The sequence below is a fragment of the Fulvimarina manganoxydans genome (assembly GCF_900176465.1).
Lineage (GTDB): Bacteria > Pseudomonadota > Alphaproteobacteria > Rhizobiales > Rhizobiaceae > Fulvimarina > Fulvimarina manganoxydans.
The window spans coordinates 41,700-63,217 of sequence record NZ_FWXR01000001.1 but is presented as its reverse complement, the minus strand read 5'-3'; the positions used below and the strand labels follow the sequence as shown (position 1 = coordinate 63,217).

The window sequence follows — 21,518 nt, the reverse complement described above, 5'->3', positions numbered from 1 at the left end:
GCCGCGATCAATCGGGTGATGATGCACCGCAATCGCGCAGAACCGCAAGCGATTCCAAAGCGTCCGGCTGCGTCTTCGCGACCGCGTTCCGCCGTTTGGGATCGCGGTCTGTTGAAGTAAACACTTAGCCCACCGACCGAGCATCGACGCGCCACCATTCTCCGTCCGAACTCATCGGCTCGATACCCTCAGGTTCGATGGCGAGCGCCGTTTCGCCGACAGGGCGCCCACCGAGCCGCAGATCGGGCGCGATTTCGGCAAGCGGCACGAGAACGAAAGCCCGCTCGCCGGCCCGCGGATGGGGAAGCGTCAGCCTCTCGTCCGAAATCGCCTCGCCGTCATAGTCGAGAAGATCAATGTCGAGCGTCCTCGGCCCCCATCGCTCTCCGCGCTCGCGCAAATGGGCGCGCTCCGTCTGCAGGCAGAGATCGAGCAGCGCATGGGGCGATAGTGTGGTTTCGATAAGCGCGCAAGCATTGACGAAATCCGGCTGATCGAGCTTGCCCCAGGGGGGTGTGCGGTAAAGCCGTGAAACTTTGGCGACGGACAGGTCCGGTCTTGCATCGAGCGCCTTCAAAGCCGACGCCATGGAGGCCGGCACGTCGCCCACATTGCCGCCGAGGCCAAGTGCGGCGCGCGCCAAGCTCACCATGTCTCACCTTTCAGCGCTCGGCGCATGGCATCGGCGATGAAAAGCGCGTCGCGATTGATCGCGATCTCATGGACCCGGAAGATATCGGCCCCGCGCTCACGCAAGAAGGCTGTCGTCGCAGCCGTCGCGAAATCCGGGTCCGGCAGGCGACCGGAGGGGTCGGTGCGCACGAAGCGCTTGCGCGAGGTGCCGACGAGAATGGGATAGCCGAGCGCCCGGATTTCATGGAGCCGCGCCATCAGGATCATGTTTTCCGGGCCGTCCTTGGCAAAGCCGAAACCCGGATCGATGACGATCGCCGCCTTGGGCACACCAGCCTCCTGCGCGATCTCGATCGACCGGCTGAGGAAGAGGAACTGGTCCTCGATGACGTCCTTCAACGTCTCGCGCTCGCGCCCATTATGCATAAGGCAGAGCCCTGCCCCGGTCTCCGCCGCCACTTTCGCGATCGCCGGGTCCTTTTGAGCGCCCCAGATATCGTTGACGATATGCGCCCCGGCCGAAACGGCGAGCCTCGCGGTCTCTGAGCGATAGGTATCGACCGAGATCAGGCAATCGGAGCAGCGCACCAGTTCCTCGATGACCGGGAGAATGCGCCGCTGCTCCTCGGCCGCATCGACCGGGGTCGCGCCTGGCCGCGTCGATTCACCGCCAATATCGATGATGGTCGCGCCGGCCTCGACCATCTTCAAGGATTGCGAGACGGCCGCTTCGACGCTGGCATAGCGCCCCCCATCGGAAAAGCTGTCCGGCGTCGCATTGAGGATGCCCATGATACAGGCGGTCTCGCCAAGCTCGACGGAGCGGCCATGGCCGACCTTCCAGCGCCCGCCGCGCGGCTCGATCACCGATAAAGGCGAGCGTCCCGTCTCGCCCGAAAGCTCCGTCATGGAACTGCCCTTTCCTCTTTCGACTTCTGTTGGGGAATCCGTTTGATCGGAGTTCCAGACGCTTACACGCCGCCCGCGATCTTACAGGACACCGCCCCGATAGCGTATCGGACCGCTTAGCGAGAATGGGCGTTGCCGAGAAGCGCAACCTGTTCCGCTTTCACGAAAAGAAGAAGCCGTCGGCCATTGTGAAGTTTCGGTACGCGGCATAGCATCCTGGCGGCAGGCGTAAAATCTGGCGATCAGCGACAGGAGGAGACATAGATGGGAAGGCCTCTCGCCATCGCCCTCGGCGGCATCGGGATGCTGAGCCTCGCCATCGCCGGGCTCGGCCCAGCCATGGCCGGCTCGGTCGAGCAATCGACCCGCTATTTCGCCGTTCGCGGCTCCACCTTGAGTGAACTCGACGACAGCCTGAGCCGGGCCGGGCCGGTCATCGAACAGACCGGGCGCCGCCATCCGGGCGCAACCTCCGTCAAATTCGATGGAGAGGTGACTTATAAGCGGGTGCCAGAAGGCTGCGCGGTCAAGGACGCGACGATCTCGCTCGCCCTCGACATCACACTGCCGAAATGGGCCCGACCCAAGCGCGTCGATTCGCGCACCGCGCTCATCTGGCAGACGCTGGAGAAAGACATCACGCGCCACGAGCGCCGTCATGCCGAGATCGCGATCAACTTCCAGAAGCGGATGGAAAGCGCCCTGCGCAATCTGAGGCCCGAACGCGATTGCGCCACCATGGAGCGGATGGCCAATACGGTGATGTCGCGCTATCTCGCCGAACACGAGCGCAAACAGATCGAATTCGACACGATCGAAGGACGCGAGGTCGATTTTCGCCTGCGCCGGGCCTTCAATAGGTCCATGGAAGAAGCCGGAATGCGCTGACGATCGGGCTGGACTCAGCACCGTTCTGTGACAAGCCGTTTTACGGGTCCGTTGCCGCTTGACGCGGCGCGCCCAGCACGCCTATAAGCCGCCGACATTCGGCCGTTCACCGGCCAATGGGCGCGTAGCTCAGCGGGAGAGCACCTCGTTCACACCGAGGGACAGTCTCGCGGACGACGGCAAGATCTCAGCCCCAAACCCCTTGAAAAACATGAACTTTCTGTAATGTCGGACGACGGGCGGCCGGCGTGTCCACCGATATGTAAACCGAAATGCTTTCAACCGCTGGTCAAGCGAGCCGATCTGCTAGTAACGTGCCCGACAGCTTCGGGAGGAACGATGCCGATCGAGAATATTCACACCTATCTTGTTTATCCCAACAAGGGAGTAGAGGACGCAGCCCCGATCACAGGGAACGCGGTCCCGCAGGAGGGCAAGATGTTCTCGCTGTTGAATGAGATCTACGATCGAGCGGAAACCGAATGCAGCATCGGGATCGCTTTCAGACAAGCGGAGGACGGTCAGCAGGAGAATCCCTGCCGAACCCTCTTAGTCGATTACGTTACCGCTCCGGATATTGAGAAGGGCCGGTCACTGGCGGAGAGGCTAGCCGGTGTGACTACGAAGCGGTCTGGCCTTGGCCTCATGTTTCTTATCCGCGGAAAGGAAGGGAGCGATCATAAGGTCGTAGTCTCGAGGTTTCGAGCCAATAACGGCGTTCTCGTTGACGAAGCTGCAGAAGAATTAACGGTGGAATTCATTGACCGCGTCTTCATGAAGAATGCGCATTCCTACAAGGCTGTCGCATATCGACATGCCTCGTTGGCCGCTGGATTTTGGAGTGGTATTGCTGTCGATAAACAGATTAACAGCCGTGATGCCGAGACATCGGATTACTGGGTGAAGGAATTCTTGGCTTCAGATCTTTTGACCACCCCTGCTTTAGGCACGAGGCGTCTTGCATTGGCATTAAAGGACGCAGTCAAGAGTACCAAGGACCTCGATGTCAAACAGAAGATCACCGCTGCCGCCACACTGGCAAGCGGAATCAATGGGCAGTCCACCAGCGCTGAAACGTTCTTTGATCGATATGGCTTTGACGAACGGACTGCGGAAGTCGTGCGATCGCAGTTCAGCAGATCCGACTTAGCCGCAGAGACTTTCGTCTTCAGTGGCGACGAGTTTGCCCGCGTTTTGCCCTACAAATCAATCGAGTTGGATAGCGGCGCGGTCCTGACAGCGGAGTCTGCCAAGTTCAACGACATCTTTTCGATCGAACCCGTTGATGGATCCGAAGATGAAACGAGGTTCTCGACGACCGGGAAAATTGTATCTGAGAAATTGGCGAAGACCAGATGACGTCTGTCAGAACGGAATACACGAAACGCCACGATGAAGCGCTGGGTCCGATAGCAAATAAACTTGATGAATATCTACGGTCTTTACTGGTGGATGTTGAGCGCGTCGACCGCATTTCAACCAGACCGAAGAGCATCGATCGCTTCGTGGCAAAAGCTGAGATCATGAAAGATGGGAAGCTTAAGTACGATGAGCCGCTGCATCAGATACAAGACCAGATTGGAGCGCGTATAATTACGTTCTACACTTCAGATGTAGAACGTATTGCTGAAATTGTCCTCAAGTATTTTCGTCCCATTGAGTCGCGCAACGTTGTACCGCAGAAAGAATGGGAGTTTGGATATTTCGGAAAACACCATATTCTGTTGTTGCCGATGGATGTTGTTAGTGAGGACGTCGATGACTCGATGCGCCCTGCATGTTTCGAACTTCAGATCAAGACGCTATTTCAACATGCATGGTCCGAGGCAAACCACGATCTCGGCTACAAGCCCGGTGCTGAACCATTGAACCCCGACGAAAACCGGCAACTAGCTTTCACTTCTGCACAAGCTTGGGGGGCGGACCGCATTTTTAACGAGCTTTTTGAGAAGCGAATGCAAGGTTAGGGCCTTCGTGTCTAGCTTGCTTTTCTATCACCCGGCTTCTTCATGAAAAGGTCGCCGACGAGCCGATGGGCGTCGGGATGGTGGTGACCGTAGACCTCCAAAAGGATCTTCCGGGACATTGAGAGGAAGCTCGCGATGTCGTCGACGTTCCCTCCGGACCACATGAGCCAGGTCGCACAAGTGTGCCTCAGGCTGTGGACGACGAAATCGTGGTCGTCGCCGAAAACGTCGTCGAAGGCGCGGTACAACGCTTTTTTCGGGTTCGCCGGCTTGCCACGGTATTCCACCAGATAGTCCCGCTCGCGGGCCCACCGCCGAAGATGAACGAGCAGCCGGCCCGGGATCCGGATCGCGCCGGCACGCTTGTTCCGGGCGACGATCTCTCTCGGTGCTGCTCGGTAGTAGACACCGTTCTCGACGTCGATCCAGGGATGACCTGGCTGGCGCACGAAAGACGCTTTCCAGATCCGGCTCGACCTCGTCCCGGTGTAGATTCCCATGAGAACAAACGGAGCGACGTGCTTGAGCGTCCTTGTCGTCGTCTTCTTGTTCCCCTGCTTCGCCCGGGTCTTCCACAGGTGCCACAAAAGGGACGCCGCCTGGTCGCGGGTCAGGTATCCTTCCCGCGCCTGGGCCTTCTCCGGTACCCAGACGACGACGATCTCGCGGCACAGACCCTCGCTCGCGTACAGCCGGATCGCCGCCCGGAGGTCCTCGAGTTCCCGCCTCGCCGCCTGCACCGTCGATCGCTGCCGAGCGTAGGCCTTGCACGTTCTCGCGTTCACCTCGTCGAGCGTCATCTCGCCCCAGTAGTCCAACAGACGTCCGAGCCGGGCGCCGAGTTCGCGCGGCCTGGCGACTGAGGCCTTCTCCGCGGCATAGTGCGAGATCACGTCGTCGATCCGGACCTCGCCGGCGCGCCGATCGCGGACCTCGTCCTCCTCGGCGGCCGCCCGGACGAGATAGTCCGCCAGCGCCGCCTCGGCGCCCGCCCGATCGTCCTCGAGGCAACCGGTGGAGAATCGCTTGTCGCCGTGCTTGACGTACCATGTCGCCTGGCGGACGACGCCGGCGCGGGTCTTCGGTCGGAAAAGCCAGAGCCGGGCGGGAGCGCTACGGCGAGGCATCAGCGGGCGTCCTTCAGAGCGGCGAGAGCCGAACGCGCCTTCGCTCGGGACGCGGCCGCCCTGCCGTCGTCGCGTCGAGGTTCCGGCGCTCGGGAACGTTCGGCCGGCGTCACCGCGGCGTTCTCGCGCCATTCGGCGATCGCGGCCGGCGTCACGTAGAGCGTGCGGCCGAGCCTCTCGGCTCGAAGGTCACCGTTCGCGATAGCGGTCCGAAAAATCTTCTCTGAAATCCTTCTGCCGAGCGACGGCAGCCAGACGGCTTCGGAAAGGCGCAACGGCTCGTCAGGCATCGCGTTCGAAAGATCGGGGAGCGTCATCGTCTCGACGACCAGGCGATAAGTCATGCGGAGTCTCCGGTACGGGCATGCCGGCGGAACCGGCCCTTGCCTCGCTGATTCTGATTCTATTCCTTGAGCGGCGCGGCATTCAACGGCAGAGCGGAAAGAAGGTAAACGAAAGCCCCTCGCGCAGGATCCTGCGGAGGGGCCGACTTCGTAACCGGAAGAACCGGTTTGTGGGGCACTGCCCTCGATCTAGAGGTCACGTCGAGGACGCGACATCCGAAGACTATGCCTGCGGCCGGCAACGCGCAAGGCGTTCATCGAGCGGATGGTTTATGGTTTCCCCCCTTGCAGGAAGGATTTCACCCCAGTTCCAGGCAGACGTGGTGTGGGAAAACCTTCAGAACCGGGGGCCAGCGGCGGGTGCCTCTTCTGGAGCGGAATGCTCCGCGAGATCGTCGTACCACTCTTCGAGACTTGCGGGCTCGACTTCGACATTGATGAGGCGAATCCGAATCCTTTCGACCGCGACCTTCGCGGCCTCGCGGGCAGGCAACCTCGACCAGTATAAAGCCTCCTCGACGAGTTCGTCCCAGTCGTAGAACAGACGTAGCGACAATCCGAAGCCATCCGCCCACCGCTCCAGGGCGGGAAGGTCGAGAACTTCCTGCCGCTGAGCGACCATGACGTAGGCCGCGTCGACGAGGCCCATATCGACAACCTTCTTTCCGAAGATCTGCACGTCGTTGAACGAGACCGGCTTGTCCTTGACCTCGATCGCCTTGAATGCCCGGTCCCCGTCCATGACGCTCACGTCGCCGGGCTTGTCGCGGGACGGGTCGTTGATCCGACCGGAGTCGACGTTTTCCGGTCCGAACGCCACGTCGAACAGCGCGGCCACGCACGCTTGAGCCCGCTTTCCGTTTTCCGATCTGCGCCCGACGAACGTGGCGATCGTCTCGGACAGCACGCGCGGGGTCAAGACCAGTTCGCCCTCTCGCTCCGTGTATCGCGGCTGATATCGCCTGCGGACACCAACGAAGGCACGCAGGGCGTTGCGGGAAGCGTTCTCGTCGAGGTTGCCGAGTTCGTCGATCAGCCCGAGCATGTAATCGAACGCGGGGCGGCCGGCCGCGGAGATCGGAGTGCCGTCGCCGAGGTAGGACATTCTGAAGTACGGCTGATTGTTCAGCGGCTGCGGAGACGTCATGCCGATATGGATACCGAGGTCCGCCGATACGGGAACGAGAACGCGCTCCGAAAGGGTACGGGCGGAGAATGCGAAGGGCGCCTCGCCCTCCTGGGCGAGCTTCGGCTTGATCCATTTCAGATCGGCGCGCCGATCGACCGATTTGGCCAGCAGCGCGGTCCCGAGGAAGGCGACGTGCGTCCGGGCGCCGCCCTCTTCGCAAAGTCTGGATAACTCCTCGACACGGTCGACCCAGCCCTCGTCTCCCGGATCGTTTTCCGATAGGGCTGCTTGTTGGCGAAGAATGCTTTCCGCAACCTTCTTGTCGATTCGTAGCATGTCGATCGTCCCCCGTGTCCAGGGGCACGTTCCTCCGACATGGTTAAGGAATTCCTACCGGAGGGAGATTGTCCGGCGTGTTCAGTACGATCAGTCTATTCAGCGGCATCGGCGGATTGGACTTCGGTTTCGAGGAAGCCGGTTTCGAGACCCGCGTCGCACTCGAACTTGACCGCTTCGCCTGCCGGACGATGCGTTCGAATCGCCCTTCCTGGAACGTGATGGAAGGCGATATCGCGACGATGTCGTCCGAGGACATACTCGCGAACGCCGGTCTGGCGGCGGGCGAACCGGACATGCTTATCGGCGGGCCTCCATGCCAGCCTTTCTCGAAATCCAGCTACTGGGTCCGGGGCGACACCCTGCGCCTCGACGACCCTCGGGCGGAGACGCTGGCGCAATACCTTCGTGTCCTGCGGGACACGCGCCCCAAGGCGTTCCTGCTCGAGAACGTCGGCGGTCTCGCCTACGAAGGAAAGGACGAGGGCCTTCAACTTCTTCTCGAGGGGATCCGACAGGTCAACGAGGCCGTCGGCACGAATTACCAGCCCACCTGGCGCGTCATCAAATGCGTCGAGTACGGCGTTCCGCAGATCCGGGAACGCGTGTTCCTTGTCGGTGCGCGCGACGGCAGGCAGTTCCGATTCCCCGAGCCGACACATGCGAGCGTCGGCGGCAAGGGAGACCTCTTCGCCGAGCCGCGCGAGCCGGTGATGACGGCGTGGGACGCGATCGGCGACCTGCCGGAGCCGAACGATCTCACGGGACTGAAGGTCGGCGGCAAGTGGGGTGATCTCCTTCCGACCATCCCAGAGGGCGAGAACTATCTGCATCACACCCCGCGAGGCGGAGGGATGCCTCTTTTCGGGTGGCGGACCCGGTACTGGTCGTTCCTCCTGAAGCTGTCGAAGCGGATGCCGTCATGGACGATCCAGGCTCAGCCGGGATCGGCGATCGGCCCCTTTCACTGGAACAGCCGGAAACTGACGTTCCAGGAGTTATGCCGGCTGCAGACGTTCCCGGACGATCTGCATATGGAGTTCGGCCGCACCGAGATGCAGAAGATGCTCGGCAACGCGGTGCCGTCCCTAATCGCTGAGATCCTTGCGAGAGAGATCCGTAGGCAGATCTTCGGCGACGCCGCGCGCTCGCCGCTGCGACTCATGCCGACGAGGAAGCTTCCTGTTCCTGCGCCCGAACGCCTTGCCGATGTCCCCGCAGCGTACCACGACATGGTCGGCGATCACGCGCCGCACCCCGGAACGGGGAAAGGACGCGGCGCTCAGGGGCTTCCGACGGCTTTCAGGACCGAGTCCCGCGCGAACCGTGCATCCACCTGAGCGATTTCGGTTGCATAGCGAAAGAATGGCAACGGCTCCGGACGCACCACGCGGAGCCGTTTCGTCTTCAGGCGTCTTCGACATTCCGTTCCGCGAGCCACCGATCGAGTTCTCTCGCCCAGTCGGCATGCGTCCGCGTTCCGTCGACCGCGTATGAATGCATCCATCCCGAGTCGTGGCCGCCGGACATGCCGATCGTCAGTCGCCCGGTGCGGATCTCGAAAGCGATCGTTTCCAGAGACCGCGCGAGGGATTCGGCGTCGTCGGCCTGGACGTCGAGGACGAGGTGGTGAGCGCGGAGTGGAGGCAAGGTCATGACGACGCCTCCTCGAAGATGGTCCGCGTCTTCGGGATCCCGAGGAACCCGCGCTCCTCCGTGCGTACGTAGACGAAACGGACGACCTTCTTCTTCCATGCGCTTTGGTCGCTGCCGCATTTCGGACAGACTTCGTGCCGGCTGAAGAAGATGTCGCCCTTCCAGGGCGCCACGCTCCATCCGCAGTCGCAGAAGAAGCGTATGTGGAATTCGTGGTAGTTCCGATCGGTCATGCCGTCCTCCCCGTCGTCGAGATCGTTACCTCGGACGGCCGGCCACAGAGCATCTCTGTCAGCAGTGCCCGCCTCGCGGACGCCACCGCCTCGTCGAGCGTGGGAAAGTCGACCACGCCACGGCGAGCGCTCCGGACGGTGAACGTCGGCGACGGCCGGCCGGTGGTGTCGCGCGGCCCGGTCATGAAATCCTCCTGAAGATCGTGACCTTCAGGCCGTCCTCTTTCTCCTTGCGGATCTCGCGATCCGGGTCTTCGTGGCTGATCACGACGTTTCGAACGGTGCCCTTCCAGAGCGGCTCGTCGCTGCCAGGCATCGTCAGGGTGCACATGCCGCGCTTGATCACATGATGATCCGGATCGGTGGCGAGAAACCGTTCGACCTCGTCGTCGAGGTCGAGAAATTCGGCGATCGACATTGAGGTGGTCTTCATGCCGCGCTCCTTTCCCGTCGCCGGTAGACCTCGACGCCGGCGAAGGCGTCGGCCGGAAGGTCCGGACCGCGCACCGTCACGACGGTCGCCCAGTAATGCCCGGTCGAGGTCGGGCCCTTGATGCCGGCGTCGTTCTGGCTCGGATCGAACACGACGACATCGCCGCGGCAGACGAACGCGTGATTCTCGTCGTTGCCGGACGTCGCCGACAGGATCCACCACGTGTCGGGCTCGACCCACTTCGACATGCATTCGAGCGCGAGGTCGAGGTCGGTCCCCATACAGAACTGCGCGGTCGTCAGCCCGCGCTTCGCGAGTTCGCGGTTGTAGAGGGCATCGAATTCCAATCCTTCGCAGTTCTGGTTGTCTTGGAAAAGATGCGGGATCTCGTCCCGGTCGAGGCCGAGGACGCAGGCCAGAGCGGTACGGTAGCAGTCGCCCATGACGCCGGAGGCCCTATCATGCCGGAAGGCCTGCTTCTTGAAGGGATGGGTCATGCGACCCTCCCGGCTCGGCGCGAGACCACGATCGGGAACCATTCGGCCCGCTGCCGGAACCGATCGTGCATCTCCTCGTCCACGACGACGGTCTCGACGTTATGCGGGCCGTCCCTCTGTGGATCGTAATCGGGAATATTCGCGAAGACCCGTGACCCGACCGCCGGGATCCAGTTCGGAACGCAGACGTCCTCCTTCCAGTCTATGTGCTGCCAGAGGATCGGCTTCTCGCCTTCGCGGGGGGAGCGGCCGGCCTGCTCCGGGTCGAGGACGCAGAACGGGGTGATCCCGTCTCGCGAGTTCCAGATCCACTCGACGCGTCCGCCCTCGACGGGCTCGCGGTATTTCATGAGACAGAAGGCCTCGCCGAAGACCGCGAGATGCCGCCGCTTTTCGATTTTCGCCATCGGGAATTCCTTTGCGCTGCCGGCGTTTTCCTTGCCGGTCCGGTTGCGGACGGGCCGCCGACGGCGACCCGCTCATTCACAGTGCGGGATGCGGTAGAAAGAGACGACGCCTACGCGGCCGCTTCCGCGTTTGTCTCCTGGTCTTCCTCGAAGACGGCGACGACGCGCACGATCTGGTTCGGTCGCAGACGGTAGGAGCCGTCGATCACCTCCGGGCCGACCTCGACGAGAACGTCCAGTCCGGCCGGCACATCCTCGAGATCGAACTCCGCGTCGCTCTCGATCTCGCAGAACCGGAGACCCTCCTCGCGATAGACCTCGTTCTGCAGCAGTGAGAGCGCAGCGCTCTTCGCGGACGCGTCGTCCGTATGCTTCTCGATGAAGAAGAGTTCGAGGCCGCTCCCGTCGGCATTCGTCCCGAACGCGTAGCGCCTCTTAACAGAAGCCGCCGCCGCGCATTCCGGGCACGCCTCCCTCGGCTCGGGCGCGAAATACGGCTTTCCGCAGTCGCAGGCGTGGAGGGCCATCGGCCGGGTGGCAGGGACGTCGGCGACGGTCTGAGCGGTGGCGGTCTCAATCACGCGGGAGGAGATCTCCGCGAGGTCGTCGGAGTGGCCGTCGTCTTCCTGCGCGAGATCGCGAAGGAGCGCTTGCGCAGCCCGGACGTCCCGCAGGCGGATATAGGTGGGCACGCCGTCGTGGGGTTTGACGCCGTGGACCACGTGGTCGTCATCGAGCATCTGACCGTCATGGTAGTCCGCGACCGCGGCGAAGGGCTCGAGGACCTCACGGACGCGGGCGGCGAGGTCCGGGTCGGACGAGGTGGTCTCCGGAATGCCGCAGACGACGGCGTGGAGCGGCGCCGGGCTTGCCTTCCAGCCCGCAGCCGCGGCCGCCGCGACGATGTCGTCACGCTTGTTCCAAGGCTTGAAGGCGTCGATCTCGTCCAGCGACGGCCACGTCCCGTCGAACCGCATGCACCTGTCGTCGACATGCAGGTAAGCCGGCGGCTTCGTGCCGTCGCCGACCCTGATCCCGGCCGAGACCGTCAGCCCGACGACCTCGCCGAACTCCTCGACGAGGTGCCGATCGAGGAACGTCCGGATTGCCTCGCGCCCCTCTTCGCGGTCGCAGCGGCTGCTGGAGATGACGGTGTCGAAGCGGTCGTCCTCGACGATGCGGCGGAGGAAATCGAGAGCGCCGGGAACGGGGGCGTCGTTCGCGAGGCCGGCGCCCTGCCAGCCCGATGTGTAAGCGTGGAGGACGCCGTCGAAATCGAGGCTGATGAGTTTGCGCTTTGCCATTGGTCTTCCTTTCAGATTGCCGGCGCATGCCGGTCTTCAGTTCAGGCGTTTGAGAAAATTCAGGCCGGTCAGGCCGCACGATCGCTCGCGCGGCGGACGTATCCTGCGATCAGCCATTCGGTCGCGGCTTGCCGAAACTCCTCGTCGGAGCCGTCGCCGAGGGGCCCGGCATAGTCATGAGCAATGACAAAGAGGACAAGTCCGGTGTCGCCGGCTGCGCAGTACGAGCATTCCTCGACACCGTGGCCGAGCGCTTCGGCAACCTGGGACATGAGATCTACGTCCTCGGCCGGAACGACGACGGCGCGAAGGCGGCCGGAGGACGCGGTCTCGCAGATAGCGATCCGATTGCCGTAGTGTGCGTGCATGGAGGCGTTCATGGTGTTCTTCCTGTTCTGGGGAGTTGAGGGAATTTTCAGGCAGCCAGTAGGTCGCTTGTCGGGTAGACGCGGTCGACGATCGCGCACCGCGCCCACAGGTCGAGATGGAATTCGCGGTCAGGATCCTCGGGCACGCGGCCGCCGATGATCCGGGCGGTAAGATCCCACCACGCGACCGGAAGCCCGCGTAGGACGGACACGACGCCGTCGAGCAACCTGGTGTCGCTGAGATCGGTCGGCAGGCGCAGGCCGCGGAACTGCTCGAAGACGGCGGCGTGCTTATGATCCGGATCGATCTCCAGAGTGACGGCCGGGCGGCCGTCCTCCATGGTGCTGGCGATCAGCAGGCCGGGCGCGGTCAGGCGCCAAGAGGAGCGGTCGAGGACGACGTGCTCGCGGCCGTCGACGGAGAGGTCGTAGCGGTACGTGGTCATGCGGCAGCCTCCGCGAGGGCGACGGCCGCCAGTTCGCGTTCCCTGACCTCGCGGTCTTTCTTACGATTGCTCAGGATCCGGGACTGGAGATCCTCGGAAAGCTGATTCCGATAGTGCCGCCCGAGGCGAACGGCCCACGCGTCCGTTTTCAGCGTCCTGGGATAGCGGTGACCCGCGACCGACGTGATGAAATGCCCGATCCACGTGTGGGCGGGCGAGAACCCTTCGTCGTTCCTGGTCTTCCCCAAGTCGAAATCGAGAACGGAAAGGTCCCAACAGCCGCGATAGCAGGCCCGGATCTCGTCCTCGGTCGCGGTCCGCAGTTCGACGATCGCCTTCTGGGTCGAGACGGCGAGGCGCCGGATACGACCCCGATCTCCCCGCGAGATCTCGAGCCCTTCGTCGTTCGTGAGATCGAATTCGACTGGATGGCCCGCTTTGGCGAGAGCCTCCGCCGCCGCTTGGGTGACGAAGACATCGTCGCGCCGGGCGAACGCGGCGGCGATCTCGAAATCCTTCGTGCCGAGGTCCCCGCTACGCTCGTCATAGGTCATCCCGAGTGCGAGCGCATCGTCGTAGGTCGTCGAATGAGGATCGTCGGAGCGCACGCACGGAGCGAAAAAGTGGCTCCGTGTCGGATCGGCATGCTTGAAGAAGAAGAGCACGACGCGCGCCGCGAACGGCGTGTACCGGCTCTGCTGATCGGGTGTCATTTTCATATAGTCTCTCCGTTCGCGCGATCCTGCGCGTTTCTAAGTTGCTGACATTTCTGGACAGTTCGGCCGGCTGCCCGGCTCTATCGTTATGTTCTCAGGCGGCTCGATCGCGGCGTCTCTCCGCGGCGGCGAGGAACCTCCCGACGAGGTCCGCGACCGTCTCCAGATCGCGGCTGTCCAGCCTCGACAAACCGGGCACCAACCGCTCGGCCGAAGCGTGCGCGCAATGCTCGTCGACGAGGCCCAGAAGGTAATCGACAGAGACGCCCAGGACGGACGCGAGGCGGACGAGAGTGCCGGCGGACGGCGTCTTCGCGGCGGCTTCGTATGCCCGCACGGTCCTGAGATCGAGGTTCGTGGCGCGGGCGACGTCGGCTTGCGTCAGGTCGCGCGCTTCGCGGACGGTGCGGAGGCGGTCAGCGAGGATGCTCATGAGGACCTCCGAATTCGGTGAAGCTTGCCGGCGACCTGCGTGCGCCGGAGACCCGTGAGGAAAGCGATCTCGCGAATGCTGAAGCCGCAGTCCGCGAGGAGGACGAGGCGGCGGATGGTAAGGGGCGTCCACGTCATTGCAGCACCTCGCCGCGAGCCTCGAGGAGCTTCTTCGCCGGCCGCAGGAACCCGTCGCGGCCGCGCTGGATCCATTTGTCTTCAAGCCCGTGGACCATGGCCCAGCCCGTTCCCGGCGCATGGTGCGGATTGATCACCCATCCGTCGGCGTAGTGGACGCCGAAGCGCTTCTTATCGAGCAGCAGTTCGACCGACCGGTCATCGGGCTCTTCAGAACCGATCTCCGCAAGCGCGGTCCTCGCGGTCGCGAGGCTGATGTCGCCTCGGATGCGGTTCGGTCCGCACTCGAGCGAGATCACGACGGCGCGCTCGATGCACGGGTCCTCGGTCATGTGCCGCGTCGTCAGCAGATGCGGAAGCCATTCGTCCGACATCAGGTCGACGGCGTGCCACCACGGTCGGTGATCGACTACGGCGCCCGAACGATTCTCCTCGATCCGGCTGCCGAGGAGGTCCATCACCCGCCGGGTCGTGGCCCCGACATGAGCGGCAGGGAGGCGATAGAGATGGTCGCGCCCGTCGCCGCCGTAGGATAACTTCATACGGCCGGCGTAGACGAGGATCGGCGCGGTGTAGGCGCGGGACGGGGCCGGAGCGTCGATCTCGTTCGGGATGCCTTGCCACATCAGTTCGGTCTCGCTGCGCACGATACCGGCGTCGACGAGAACGGCGAGGATCGACTTCGGCGGGTCGAACGAAAAGGACATCTGGCGAGGGTCGGTGGTCCGGATCATGCGGCGACGCCTCCGAACAGGTCCATTTGCCGCGTCCGCCCCTTCGTCTCGCGCTCGACGACGCGTCGAGCCCAGTCGATGACGAGCGCGCCCTGCTCGGACGACGCGTGATAGGTCATGCCGGGCTCGAGGCCCATCCGGTAACGGGCGCGAGCGACGAGGGCGGCGGCAGACGCACGGATCGCCTTCGAGCGGTTCGGGAAGACGCAGGGATCGCCGTGCTGATCGACGCCTGCGGCAATGTTCCAGACGAAGCCGTTCGTCGCCCAGCGGCCGTCTTCGAGATGGATCACGAACATCCGCCAGTCATGGAACTTGACCTCCGGAACCTCATGCTGGGCGTTCCAGGATTCGGTCGGGTAGAGGAAGTTGTTGCACGGCAGGACGCCGCGGAAGTTCGCGATCCGGGGCGTACGGGCTTCGGTCATGCCGCCCTCCTGAGCCGCGTGCCGAGCCTTTTCTTCGACTCGACGACGTACCCTTCCGGCAGAATCGCCGCATCCTCGTCGCGGAGCCGGCGCACGCAGCGCCTGACGCTCTCCACGGAGTAGCCGTCGAGGCCGCGATCGCCGAGGCGTGCCGCGATACGATCGACCGTCGTCCACGCGCCGGGGAAGCGGACGAGCATCTCGACGATGCCGGACTGGACAGCGGCGATGTCCGGACGAAGCGCGGGAGCAACTGAGCCTTTCGAGCCTTTCGCCCGCAGATGGATCTGAACCGTCTTCGCGCAGCGACCCGTGAGCCGGGCGATCTCCTCCGGCGCCAGCCCTTCGCGCGATAGACGGACGAATTCCTCGATTTCGGACTTCGTCAGGCGCTTCCACTTCCGACCCGCGCCGGCCTGCCTCCGCGCGTCGAGCGCGAGAACGCGGAGAATGACGGCGACGTGGACGCCGTGTTGACGTGCGAGACGTGTCGGGGACCAGCCGCCGGCGGCGCGCTCGACTATGAGTTCGACGGCGGCCTCGCCCAGGGAAGCGGCGCCGACGAACCCGCGCTTCGATGCCGCCGAGGCGATGGCGCCGGTCGTCCGGCCCATCGCAAGAGCGATCTCGTCCGCGCTGTCGCCAGCACCCCACCGCTCAGCAAGCAGCGCCAGTTCCGCTTCCGTGTACCTTGGCATCTTCATATGCGCACCCTCATGCACCGTATTTCCGACCCCCTTTCACAGGGCCTCGAAAACAGAATGCAGATTCAGTGTTCACCGTTCAAGTACCTGGCCTCTTGTCAACATCGCGAATACCGCCCCGTAAAAGTCGTATACGGCGATCTAGACCTGAGTTCTAATCCTTGCGGACAGAAAACCGTATTCCTTTACCGCCCCCATAAACAGGGCGGTGTAGATTCCTTGCGGTAGGACGGGAGGTTTCTTGCTGGCCCGCGCGATATTTTTTTTTCGAGGCGCCGATCGGGCGTCGGAACGAGGAGAAATCGGGATGCGCGAGGGAATGAAAGACGTCGTCGAGGAGACGCGGAACAGGGTGCGGAGCCTGGTGGAGGCGTTCGCGGAGCGGATCAGGATGCTGATCGCGTGGCTGACCGGGGGCGAGTATGTGCCGGCGCCGATGGCGGACCGGGCGGCCGCTGAGGTCGGGCGGATCGAGCGTGAGGAGGTGGCCGAGGAGGAAGAGGACGACCTGCCGGTGCGACGGATGCCGATCCTGCCGCCCTCTCTCGGCAATCGCGTGCGCATGGCCGCAGACGCGATGCGCCAGGACCGCCGGGTCGGGACCGGGCTATTGGACCCGGCGGATCCGGAGGAAAAGCGGATCCTCGATTGGCTCTTCCGGAATAGGCTCGACGCCCTCGACATGATCGCCTCGACGCCCGCGAGCATGCTCCAGATGCATGTCACCGGCGAGCGGCGCCACCCGACGCTGCCGGCGATGGACGAGCCGCAGCGTGGGGTGCCCCTCGACGTTCCGGAATGGGCCGCGCTGCTCCAGCGGTGGGAGCGCGAGCGCGGCAACTCCGACCCGGACCCCGACCGGATCTATAAGCAGGCGAAGTCCCTCGCGAGGGACAACTACAGCCTCGAGGACTTCATCACGCAGGCACGCCGCGCGAGCGCAGCATCTGACGCAGCATGACGATCTCCTCATGGGCCTCGGCGAGCGCGGCCTCCGTCCGAAGGCGGCGGGCGTGCTCGCGACGGAGGCCGGCGGTCAGGATCGCTACGGCTTCCTCGCCGCTCTGATCGATCTCCGCCAGACGGCGGGCGGCCGCATTGGCCTGACCGGTGACCATCGCGGAGTGGAGAGCCGACGCGAGACCGATGCCGCCGGCGATCATCTTCGTTTCCATGCTCATCGGCGGACTCCTTAAAATCTGAATTACTTCTACTAGCACGGAAGGAGTTAAAATCGTGTCAACATCGCTCCGGAAACGCGCTCTCGCAGCCGAAAAGACCCGCCTCTGGCGGGAAGCTAACTGGCGTCGGCCGGACACCCGGAGATGCGACCGGGTCATCGTCGAAGCCGTCGTCGAGCACCTGAGGCAGACGCCAGGCAGCGAAGGTCTCATGCGAGAGATCGTCGATCACGCCGTCGCCGGGCTCGTCCTTCAAGAGTACCCCGAGGCCGAGGCACGGAGAGAAGTCGCGAGGCGTCTGCGCTACCTGACGACCCCCGCCGGGATCGCCAGCGGCACGGTCCGCGGCGCCCTGGACCGGCGGCGCTACGAAAAGGCCTGCCCGCTCTCGCTCTGAGCGACGCCCTCCTCGACTGAATGTTCTGACCCCGGCTTAGAAATGAGCCGGGGTCTTTTCGTATACGGCGTGATCGTCCTTCACGCGGTTCGCCCCCGTTACTTCTTCATACGCCGTATCAGGTCCGGAATATCGAATCGCCGATCCAGACCTCGGCGCCGAGTCCGCGCGAGGTCGGCGCCGCATTACGCCGCCTCGCGATCGCCGTCGAATATTCTTCGCTTGGCCTCTTGATATGTACATTTATGATGTACATATTATGTACGTCAGCGGTGGACAGGTCATCGCGGGAAACGAGGACGAGCGATATGGGTGAGCGGGTTATCGGGACTGTAAGGGATCTCTACTGGGACGATAGCGTCGCGATCGGCAAGCGAGTGCCGATCGCGACGGAAGAAGCGGCCCGATTGATCGTCGGGGCTGCGGAAGAAGGCGTGCTCACGATCGCTTCTAGCGACGACACGGGAACGTTCATCGCGCATCGCGATCATCCCGATATCAGGCTCCACATCCTCGAATTCGGCGGTCTCTGCTCGTTGATCGAGACCGCCGACGGCTGGCCAATGGGTGGTCTGCCTGTCGACACGTCTCTCGCCTCCGTCGCTCGCGTCATCGCCCTCGCCGGACAGGCGATGGAGCGCGGTCGGGTGGAAGGGAGGTTCCCGGCGTGAGCGACCTCGGACCTATCCTCCGTACACTCGGAATGTCCATAGACGATGCCGCGAGCCTGCTCGGCCGGCCGCGCGAGACCCTGCGGTCGATCTCGTCCGGCCGCCGCCCGTGGAAGCACGCGGACGCCGATCTGACGCGCCTGCGGGCCATCTACGACGCGCTCTCTCGCGGGCGCGTCGAGGGCCTCCATGCGGGCGCGGCGGACGCGTCCAGGGCTTTGAGGCTGCTGCGGGGCTCCGAGGGCATCGGCGAGCAGCGGGCCTCGAAGCGCGACCGGAAGCCGGTCAGGGAGGTACCCGACGACAGGACCGCGGAATGGGCGGCGGAGATCGCGGCCGGCGCCACGGTCGAGACGATGACGGCGGCGCAGGTCGCGGCGGCGGTCGAGTTCATCGGGATCGACCTCGACCTCGGGTCCGAAGGATTCGAGGTCAGGCACTGGGACCGGCTCCGGATGATCGCGGACGCGACGGGTTTCGAGCCCGGCGGCCGCCGCCCGATGACGCGGGCAGCGAAGGTCTGGGACGCACTGTCGGACCGGAGAGCCGCGCTCGCCCATGGCTCGCCGGGAGCCTCCTGACGGGCACGGACGCCGCCGGATCGTCTCGGGTCGCGGCGGCGTCGAACATGGCTCCGGCGGGCATCCTGACAGGTCCGGGCGGCGTTATTCGAGGGTCGCGACAGAATCCGCTTGACGCTTTTCCGACCCTCGATATAATTGCGCCCGCGCATTCACTTTATTCTCTGAGCAAATTGCGAAGAGAAAGAGATACTATATACGACGCTCGCAGTTTGCTCGCTGTGCGCATGTAGGGCGACGGTCTGCGGCGGTTTCGGCGTTGCAAGGGGTATCGGGCCCTTCGGGCTGTCAGGGCGGGTCAACGGAGATGCTGAGGATGACGGAGAGGGTTGAAGCGTCGAGCCAGGGCGAAAGCCGCCGCGACCGGGTCTGGACGGACGAGCACTGCCTGCGGCTTCTGCCCGGCGACGAAGTGGCGATCACGGAGACCGTCGCCCTCCGCGACGATTCCGCTCGCGATGCTCTCGGACGCCGCGTCAAGGCCAAGGGCGCCGACGGCAAGCCGCTGACGTCGAAGAGGCACGTCCACGGCATCGTGGAGGCGCTGATGCCGACCGTTCAGAGGAACTCCTCGCCGCCGTTCTTCGTCTACCGGGGCTTCACCCCGAAGGTCAGCGTCCGCGTCCTCGAGACCCGTGGCGAGCCTCCTCTCGCGGCCGGCGAGACCCTCATGTTCATGCAGATCAATTCCGCGACCGCGACACGCCGCGTCCGCCGCCTCGACGGCTCCGGTCCTGCCGATCGCGAGGCCGCGTGGCGGGAGGCGTTCGTCGAGGTCGTCGATGCGAGGCACGAAGCGCTCCGGTCGTGGAAGCCGCTTCGGGACGAACTGTCGACCGCGATCGCAGCCGACGGACGGTTCAAGGGGATCCGCGAGGCCCTGGAGTGGCTCGTCCCCGAGAGCGCCCGCCTCGACGTCGAGGAACGCTACTGGCGCGGCCGGTGGGCGGGGTCGTTCATGTGCGGGAGCGCGGTGCCGGACGAACAGGAAGCCGCGATCATCCGGGCGGGCATCGAGGCCCTCCGAAATCGTCCGAAAGAAGCGGCCTAAGATGCTGCGGACTCTCGACTTTCGCGGCCCGAACGCCTATATTCCGCGTGTCGTCAATCCTCTCCGCGAGTATTGGCAACTGAAGCAAATTCCGGCCGGCCGAGCATGTCTCGCGCCGGCTTTCTTTTCGTCGGGGGGCTGACGATGGCGAGGCGGACGGAGAACATCGTCGAGATCGACGAGGATAGCGTCGAGGCGGCGGCGGCCGCTTATGAGGCCCTCGGGGAGAAGGTCTTCGGTCAGGCCCTGCAGGGCGCGCTCAACGATACCGCGATCGACGCGCAGAGGCAGACCGGCCGGCGCTTCAAGACGGCTATCGAAGGAGGTCCGTCGCGCTTCACCGAGATCAACCCCGGATCGAAGCGGTCCTCGGTCTTCGCCCGCGATCGCAAATTCCGCGCCGGCCGCGAGCCCGAGGCGGCGACCGCCGTTCAGCGGCTCCAGTCGTCGTATCTCAAGTACATGCTCGACGAGAGCGACGGCGTACGCGAGCCCGGAGACGTCGGGTTCGCGGAGACCTACAACTACATCCCGACCGAAGACGGGATGCGCCGCCTCGGGCTCAGCCTGACGCCGCAGGGGACGTTCAAGCGGCGCGATCTCAAGCGCCTCTTCAAACAGGCCCGCACCGAGAAGCGCCGGCGCGAGGAGTACGAGAAAGCCGGCAAGACCACGGAGCAGGCCGACACCTTGGAGAAGCGTCTGAAGACGAGACGGCGGAACGAGCGCGACAAGACGGGCTACGACGGTTTGTTCTTCGGAAAGCCGAACGGTCGATCGTCGGAGAAGACGGGCTTCTGGCTTCGTCTGGCTCGCCGCGAGGGGCAGGAGAAAGGCGGCCTGAAACTGGTCGTCTGGGCGGCCGAGAAGAGCCGATATCCCTCTCTCTACCTGACGCCGCACTGGAACGACGGCCATACCCATGCTGCATCGTATCTGCCGATGAGGGTGCGCACTCGGATCTTCCGAGCGGTCAGGATGGTCGAGCGGGCGTCGGGCGCGAATGTCTCCGATATCGGGGCCATGAGGACGGCGGCCCGTCGTGCGGCTCGCGCGGCCGCGAGGAGCGGGTCATGACGACGGGGTGGAGAGAGACCTGGCATCGATACGACGCCTCGGGTGTGGCGACCGATCGGTGGGACATCTGGAAGAAGTTCGGAAGCGACGAGGCCATATGCCGGCACCGGGTACTGGCGACCGGGCGCGATTCCCGCAGGACCTACTCGTCGCACCTCGTCGCCCGGGAGAGGATCCGGAAACTCTGGCCGGGCGATCTCAGGGTCGAGGTCATGGGCGTCTGGGACACGGGCCTGACGGACGACGAGAACCGGGAGCGGATCCGGTCGAACCGGGCATGGGGCACCGCGCCCGCACAACCTGAAGTCTACATCGATGCGTGGGAGACGGCCATCCGGGCATGGGTTTCGGGGCATAGCCGAAAGCAAAATTATTCTACGAACGCGAACGCGCATATATAATGAGTGCGACCCACCGACCCTGCATGCGTGGCATCGTACGAGCGTCGTGGGGCGCGGAAGGCCCGGAAACAGGCGCCTGTAGCGCCGGGGGACCCCACGGGGGGAGGCCCCCACGCGGGGGGTTTGCGGGGCAAGACGCGTTTTCGCTTACGAAAATTTTCCAAACGACCCCGCAGCACCCGCAGGTTCGGAGCATGAAAATCCTCGGGACGTGGTAATACTCGCGCGTGCGCGTGCGCGCGAACCTGCTGGATTAGCTTCCCGAACGGACGGCTCCCGACCCCGCAGGTCTGCATCGTCAGGGATATCCCTGCTCCCGCGACCGTAGGC

Annotated in this window: 30 protein-coding genes; 11 read left to right on the top strand and 19 right to left on the bottom strand. The window is 64.1% G+C overall.

The window, feature by feature from the left end; genetic code table 11:
* Window positions 1-124: 124 nt before the first annotated feature.
* Both folK and folP read right to left on the bottom strand, forming a co-directional pair.
* On the bottom strand, window positions 125-652 hold the full coding sequence (folK, locus tag B9A15_RS00395) for a 2-amino-4-hydroxy-6-hydroxymethyldihydropteridine diphosphokinase (RefSeq protein WP_084407856.1): 528 nt from the start codon (window positions 650-652) through the stop codon (window positions 125-127).
* Window positions 646-1,542, bottom strand: a complete 897-nt coding sequence (gene folP / locus B9A15_RS00390) for a dihydropteroate synthase (RefSeq protein WP_084407854.1) — start codon at window positions 1,540-1,542, stop codon at window positions 646-648. Before folP ends, folK begins: the two co-directional genes overlap by 7 nt.
* Before the next feature lie 264 nt (window positions 1,543-1,806).
* Here folP and B9A15_RS00385 point away from each other — a divergent pair, with 264 nt between their 5' ends.
* The 3 genes from B9A15_RS00385 to B9A15_RS00375 all read left to right on the top strand — a co-directional run bounded on the left by B9A15_RS00385 (window position 1,807) and on the right by B9A15_RS00375 (window position 4,397).
* Complete coding sequence (locus B9A15_RS00385) at window positions 1,807-2,430, top strand: DUF922 domain-containing Zn-dependent protease (protein WP_084407852.1); 624 nt, start codon at window positions 1,807-1,809, stop codon at window positions 2,428-2,430.
* Between the two features lie 339 nt (window positions 2,431-2,769).
* A complete protein-coding gene (locus tag B9A15_RS00380) occupies window positions 2,770-3,789 on the top strand; it encodes a hypothetical protein (RefSeq protein ID WP_084407850.1) in 1,020 nt (339 codons plus the stop codon).
* The gene (locus tag B9A15_RS00375; RefSeq protein ID WP_084407848.1) at window positions 3,786-4,397 is read left to right on the top strand and encodes a GTP pyrophosphokinase; all 612 of its coding nucleotides are present in this window, start codon (window positions 3,786-3,788) and stop codon (window positions 4,395-4,397) included. The genes B9A15_RS00380 and B9A15_RS00375 overlap by 4 nt, the downstream gene beginning before the upstream one ends.
* A gap of 11 nt (window positions 4,398-4,408) precedes the next feature.
* Here the strand turns inward: B9A15_RS00375 and B9A15_RS00370 are convergent, their stop codons facing one another.
* From B9A15_RS00370 to B9A15_RS00360, 3 genes are all read right to left on the bottom strand, one after another.
* A complete protein-coding gene (locus B9A15_RS00370) occupies window positions 4,409-5,524 on the bottom strand; it encodes a site-specific integrase (RefSeq protein ID WP_084407846.1) in 1,116 nt (371 codons plus the stop codon).
* Entirely contained in the window at window positions 5,524-5,868 is a 345-nt protein-coding gene (locus B9A15_RS00365; protein ID WP_084407844.1) for a hypothetical protein, read from the bottom strand. Before B9A15_RS00365 ends, B9A15_RS00370 begins: the two co-directional genes overlap by 1 nt.
* A gap of 337 nt (window positions 5,869-6,205) precedes the next feature.
* Window positions 6,206-7,333: a restriction endonuclease, SacI family gene (locus tag B9A15_RS00360; protein ID WP_084407843.1), complete on the bottom strand. Its 1,128-nt coding sequence runs from the start codon at window positions 7,331-7,333 to the stop codon at window positions 6,206-6,208.
* A 77-nt stretch (window positions 7,334-7,410) separates the two neighbouring features.
* On the opposite strand from B9A15_RS00360, the gene B9A15_RS00355 reads away from it, so the two are divergent.
* A complete protein-coding gene (locus B9A15_RS00355) occupies window positions 7,411-8,673 on the top strand; it encodes a DNA cytosine methyltransferase (protein ID WP_139798136.1) in 1,263 nt (420 codons plus the stop codon).
* 67 nt (window positions 8,674-8,740) lie between these two features.
* On the opposite strand, the gene B9A15_RS00350 is transcribed toward B9A15_RS00355, so the two are convergent.
* The 13 genes from B9A15_RS00350 to B9A15_RS00295 all read right to left on the bottom strand — a co-directional run bounded on the left by B9A15_RS00350 (window position 8,741) and on the right by B9A15_RS00295 (window position 15,829).
* A complete protein-coding gene (locus tag B9A15_RS00350; RefSeq protein WP_084407839.1) occupies window positions 8,741-8,989 on the bottom strand; it encodes a hypothetical protein in 249 nt (82 codons plus the stop codon).
* Window positions 8,986-9,222, bottom strand: coding sequence for a hypothetical protein (locus B9A15_RS22350; RefSeq protein WP_139798135.1), 237 nt, complete (start codon window positions 9,220-9,222; stop codon window positions 8,986-8,988). The genes B9A15_RS00350 and B9A15_RS22350 overlap by 4 nt, the downstream gene beginning before the upstream one ends.
* A 181-nt stretch (window positions 9,223-9,403) precedes the next feature.
* Entirely contained in the window at window positions 9,404-9,655 is a 252-nt protein-coding gene (locus tag B9A15_RS00340; protein WP_084407836.1) for a hypothetical protein, read from the bottom strand.
* The gene (locus B9A15_RS00335; protein WP_139798134.1) at window positions 9,652-10,098 is read right to left on the bottom strand and encodes a hypothetical protein; all 447 of its coding nucleotides are present in this window, start codon (window positions 10,096-10,098) and stop codon (window positions 9,652-9,654) included. Before B9A15_RS00335 ends, B9A15_RS00340 begins: the two co-directional genes overlap by 4 nt.
* 50 nt (window positions 10,099-10,148) lie before the next feature.
* The gene (locus B9A15_RS00330) at window positions 10,149-10,559 is read right to left on the bottom strand and encodes a hypothetical protein (RefSeq protein ID WP_084407834.1); all 411 of its coding nucleotides are present in this window, start codon (window positions 10,557-10,559) and stop codon (window positions 10,149-10,151) included.
* A gap of 110 nt (window positions 10,560-10,669) precedes the next feature.
* The gene (locus B9A15_RS00325; protein WP_084407833.1) at window positions 10,670-11,863 is read right to left on the bottom strand and encodes an HAD domain-containing protein; all 1,194 of its coding nucleotides are present in this window, start codon (window positions 11,861-11,863) and stop codon (window positions 10,670-10,672) included.
* Between the two features lie 68 nt (window positions 11,864-11,931).
* Entirely contained in the window at window positions 11,932-12,243 is a 312-nt protein-coding gene (locus B9A15_RS00320; RefSeq protein WP_084407832.1) for a hypothetical protein, read from the bottom strand.
* A gap of 35 nt (window positions 12,244-12,278) precedes the next feature.
* Window positions 12,279-12,677 carry a hypothetical protein gene (locus B9A15_RS00315; RefSeq protein WP_084407831.1) on the bottom strand — a complete coding sequence of 133 codons (399 nt, stop codon included), beginning with the start codon at window positions 12,675-12,677 and terminating at the stop codon, window positions 12,279-12,281.
* A complete protein-coding gene (locus B9A15_RS00310; RefSeq protein WP_084407829.1) occupies window positions 12,674-13,396 on the bottom strand; it encodes a hypothetical protein in 723 nt (240 codons plus the stop codon). Before B9A15_RS00310 ends, B9A15_RS00315 begins: the two co-directional genes overlap by 4 nt.
* 91 nt (window positions 13,397-13,487) lie before the next feature.
* Window positions 13,488-13,826, bottom strand: coding sequence for a helix-turn-helix domain-containing protein (locus B9A15_RS22795; RefSeq protein WP_170923119.1), 339 nt, complete (start codon window positions 13,824-13,826; stop codon window positions 13,488-13,490).
* 133 nt (window positions 13,827-13,959) lie between these two features.
* Window positions 13,960-14,610, bottom strand: a complete 651-nt coding sequence (locus B9A15_RS22790; RefSeq protein ID WP_170923118.1) for a hypothetical protein — start codon at window positions 14,608-14,610, stop codon at window positions 13,960-13,962.
* An 83-nt stretch (window positions 14,611-14,693) separates the two neighbouring features.
* Window positions 14,694-15,125 carry a hypothetical protein gene (locus B9A15_RS00300; RefSeq protein WP_084407825.1) on the bottom strand — a complete coding sequence of 144 codons (432 nt, stop codon included), beginning with the start codon at window positions 15,123-15,125 and terminating at the stop codon, window positions 14,694-14,696.
* Complete coding sequence (locus tag B9A15_RS00295) at window positions 15,122-15,829, bottom strand: hypothetical protein (RefSeq protein ID WP_084407823.1); 708 nt, start codon at window positions 15,827-15,829, stop codon at window positions 15,122-15,124. Before B9A15_RS00295 ends, B9A15_RS00300 begins: the two co-directional genes overlap by 4 nt.
* A gap of 307 nt (window positions 15,830-16,136) precedes the next feature.
* Here B9A15_RS00295 and B9A15_RS23580 point away from each other — a divergent pair, with 307 nt between their 5' ends.
* Window positions 16,137-16,790, top strand: a complete 654-nt coding sequence (locus tag B9A15_RS23580) for a hypothetical protein (protein ID WP_084407821.1) — start codon at window positions 16,137-16,139, stop codon at window positions 16,788-16,790.
* Here the strand turns inward: B9A15_RS23580 and B9A15_RS00285 are convergent.
* Window positions 16,747-17,010: a hypothetical protein gene (locus B9A15_RS00285; protein ID WP_139798133.1), complete on the bottom strand. Its 264-nt coding sequence runs from the start codon at window positions 17,008-17,010 to the stop codon at window positions 16,747-16,749. The genes B9A15_RS23580 and B9A15_RS00285 overlap by 44 nt on opposite strands.
* A 55-nt stretch (window positions 17,011-17,065) precedes the next feature.
* Here B9A15_RS00285 and B9A15_RS00280 point away from each other — a divergent pair, with 55 nt between their 5' ends.
* From B9A15_RS00280 to B9A15_RS00255, 6 genes are all read left to right on the top strand, one after another.
* On the top strand, window positions 17,066-17,407 hold the full coding sequence (locus B9A15_RS00280) for a hypothetical protein (RefSeq protein ID WP_084407818.1): 342 nt from the start codon (window positions 17,066-17,068) through the stop codon (window positions 17,405-17,407).
* 308 nt (window positions 17,408-17,715) lie between these two features.
* Entirely contained in the window at window positions 17,716-18,078 is a 363-nt protein-coding gene (locus tag B9A15_RS00275) for a hypothetical protein (protein ID WP_084407816.1), read from the top strand.
* A complete protein-coding gene (locus B9A15_RS00270) occupies window positions 18,075-18,659 on the top strand; it encodes a hypothetical protein (RefSeq protein WP_139798132.1) in 585 nt (194 codons plus the stop codon). The genes B9A15_RS00275 and B9A15_RS00270 overlap by 4 nt, the downstream gene beginning before the upstream one ends.
* 316 nt (window positions 18,660-18,975) lie before the next feature.
* Window positions 18,976-19,710, top strand: coding sequence for a hypothetical protein (locus B9A15_RS00265; protein ID WP_084407812.1), 735 nt, complete (start codon window positions 18,976-18,978; stop codon window positions 19,708-19,710).
* Window positions 19,711-19,854: 144 nt separating this feature from the next.
* Window positions 19,855-20,787 (top strand): hypothetical protein, encoded by a 933-nt coding sequence (locus B9A15_RS00260; RefSeq protein WP_139798131.1) that lies wholly within the window; start codon window positions 19,855-19,857, stop codon window positions 20,785-20,787.
* Window positions 20,784-21,188 (top strand): hypothetical protein, encoded by a 405-nt coding sequence (locus B9A15_RS00255; RefSeq protein ID WP_084407809.1) that lies wholly within the window; start codon window positions 20,784-20,786, stop codon window positions 21,186-21,188. The genes B9A15_RS00260 and B9A15_RS00255 overlap by 4 nt, the downstream gene beginning before the upstream one ends.
* Window positions 21,189-21,518: the final 330 nt, after the last annotated feature.

Bases quoted from the DNA above. Each gene is read 5' to 3' on its own strand.
- B9A15_RS00335 (WP_139798134.1), bottom strand. From the start codon at position 10,098: ATGGGCGACTGCTACCGTACCGCTCTGGCCTGCGTCCTCGGCCTCGAC.
- B9A15_RS00370 (WP_084407846.1), bottom strand. From the start codon at position 5,524: ATGCCTCGCCGTAGCGCTCCCGCCCGGCTCTGGCTTTTCCGACCGAAG.
- B9A15_RS00275 (WP_084407816.1), top strand. From the start codon at position 17,716: ATGGGTGAGCGGGTTATCGGGACTGTAAGGGATCTCTACTGGGACGAT.
- B9A15_RS00350 (WP_084407839.1), bottom strand. From the start codon at position 8,989: ATGACCTTGCCTCCACTCCGCGCTCACCACCTCGTCCTCGACGTCCAG.
- B9A15_RS00360 (WP_084407843.1), bottom strand. From the start codon at position 7,333: ATGCTACGAATCGACAAGAAGGTTGCGGAAAGCATTCTTCGCCAACAA.
- B9A15_RS22350 (WP_139798135.1), bottom strand. From the start codon at position 9,222: ATGACCGATCGGAACTACCACGAATTCCACATACGCTTCTTCTGCGAC.
- B9A15_RS00365 (WP_084407844.1), bottom strand. From the start codon at position 5,868: ATGACTTATCGCCTGGTCGTCGAGACGATGACGCTCCCCGATCTTTCG.
- B9A15_RS00300 (WP_084407825.1), bottom strand. From the start codon at position 15,125: ATGACCGAAGCCCGTACGCCCCGGATCGCGAACTTCCGCGGCGTCCTG.
- B9A15_RS00385 (WP_084407852.1), top strand. From the start codon at position 1,807: ATGGGAAGGCCTCTCGCCATCGCCCTCGGCGGCATCGGGATGCTGAGC.
- B9A15_RS00310 (WP_084407829.1), bottom strand. From the start codon at position 13,396: ATGAAAATGACACCCGATCAGCAGAGCCGGTACACGCCGTTCGCGGCG.
- folK (WP_084407856.1), bottom strand. From the start codon at position 652: ATGGTGAGCTTGGCGCGCGCCGCACTTGGCCTCGGCGGCAATGTGGGC.
- B9A15_RS00375 (WP_084407848.1), top strand. From the start codon at position 3,786: ATGACGTCTGTCAGAACGGAATACACGAAACGCCACGATGAAGCGCTG.
- B9A15_RS00320 (WP_084407832.1), bottom strand. From the start codon at position 12,243: ATGAACGCCTCCATGCACGCACACTACGGCAATCGGATCGCTATCTGC.
- B9A15_RS00325 (WP_084407833.1), bottom strand. From the start codon at position 11,863: ATGGCAAAGCGCAAACTCATCAGCCTCGATTTCGACGGCGTCCTCCAC.
- B9A15_RS00260 (WP_139798131.1), top strand. From the start codon at position 19,855: ATGGCGAGGCGGACGGAGAACATCGTCGAGATCGACGAGGATAGCGTC.
- B9A15_RS00255 (WP_084407809.1), top strand. From the start codon at position 20,784: ATGACGACGGGGTGGAGAGAGACCTGGCATCGATACGACGCCTCGGGT.
- folP (WP_084407854.1), bottom strand. From the start codon at position 1,542: ATGACGGAGCTTTCGGGCGAGACGGGACGCTCGCCTTTATCGGTGATC.
- B9A15_RS00265 (WP_084407812.1), top strand. From the start codon at position 18,976: ATGACGGAGAGGGTTGAAGCGTCGAGCCAGGGCGAAAGCCGCCGCGAC.
- B9A15_RS00295 (WP_084407823.1), bottom strand. From the start codon at position 15,829: ATGAAGATGCCAAGGTACACGGAAGCGGAACTGGCGCTGCTTGCTGAG.
- B9A15_RS22795 (WP_170923119.1), bottom strand. From the start codon at position 13,826: ATGAGCATCCTCGCTGACCGCCTCCGCACCGTCCGCGAAGCGCGCGAC.
- B9A15_RS00340 (WP_084407836.1), bottom strand. From the start codon at position 9,655: ATGAAGACCACCTCAATGTCGATCGCCGAATTTCTCGACCTCGACGAC.
- B9A15_RS00315 (WP_084407831.1), bottom strand. From the start codon at position 12,677: ATGACCACGTACCGCTACGACCTCTCCGTCGACGGCCGCGAGCACGTC.
- B9A15_RS23580 (WP_084407821.1), top strand. From the start codon at position 16,137: ATGCGCGAGGGAATGAAAGACGTCGTCGAGGAGACGCGGAACAGGGTG.
- B9A15_RS00380 (WP_084407850.1), top strand. From the start codon at position 2,770: ATGCCGATCGAGAATATTCACACCTATCTTGTTTATCCCAACAAGGGA.
- B9A15_RS00285 (WP_139798133.1), bottom strand. From the start codon at position 17,010: ATGAGCATGGAAACGAAGATGATCGCCGGCGGCATCGGTCTCGCGTCG.
- B9A15_RS00330 (WP_084407834.1), bottom strand. From the start codon at position 10,559: ATGGCGAAAATCGAAAAGCGGCGGCATCTCGCGGTCTTCGGCGAGGCC.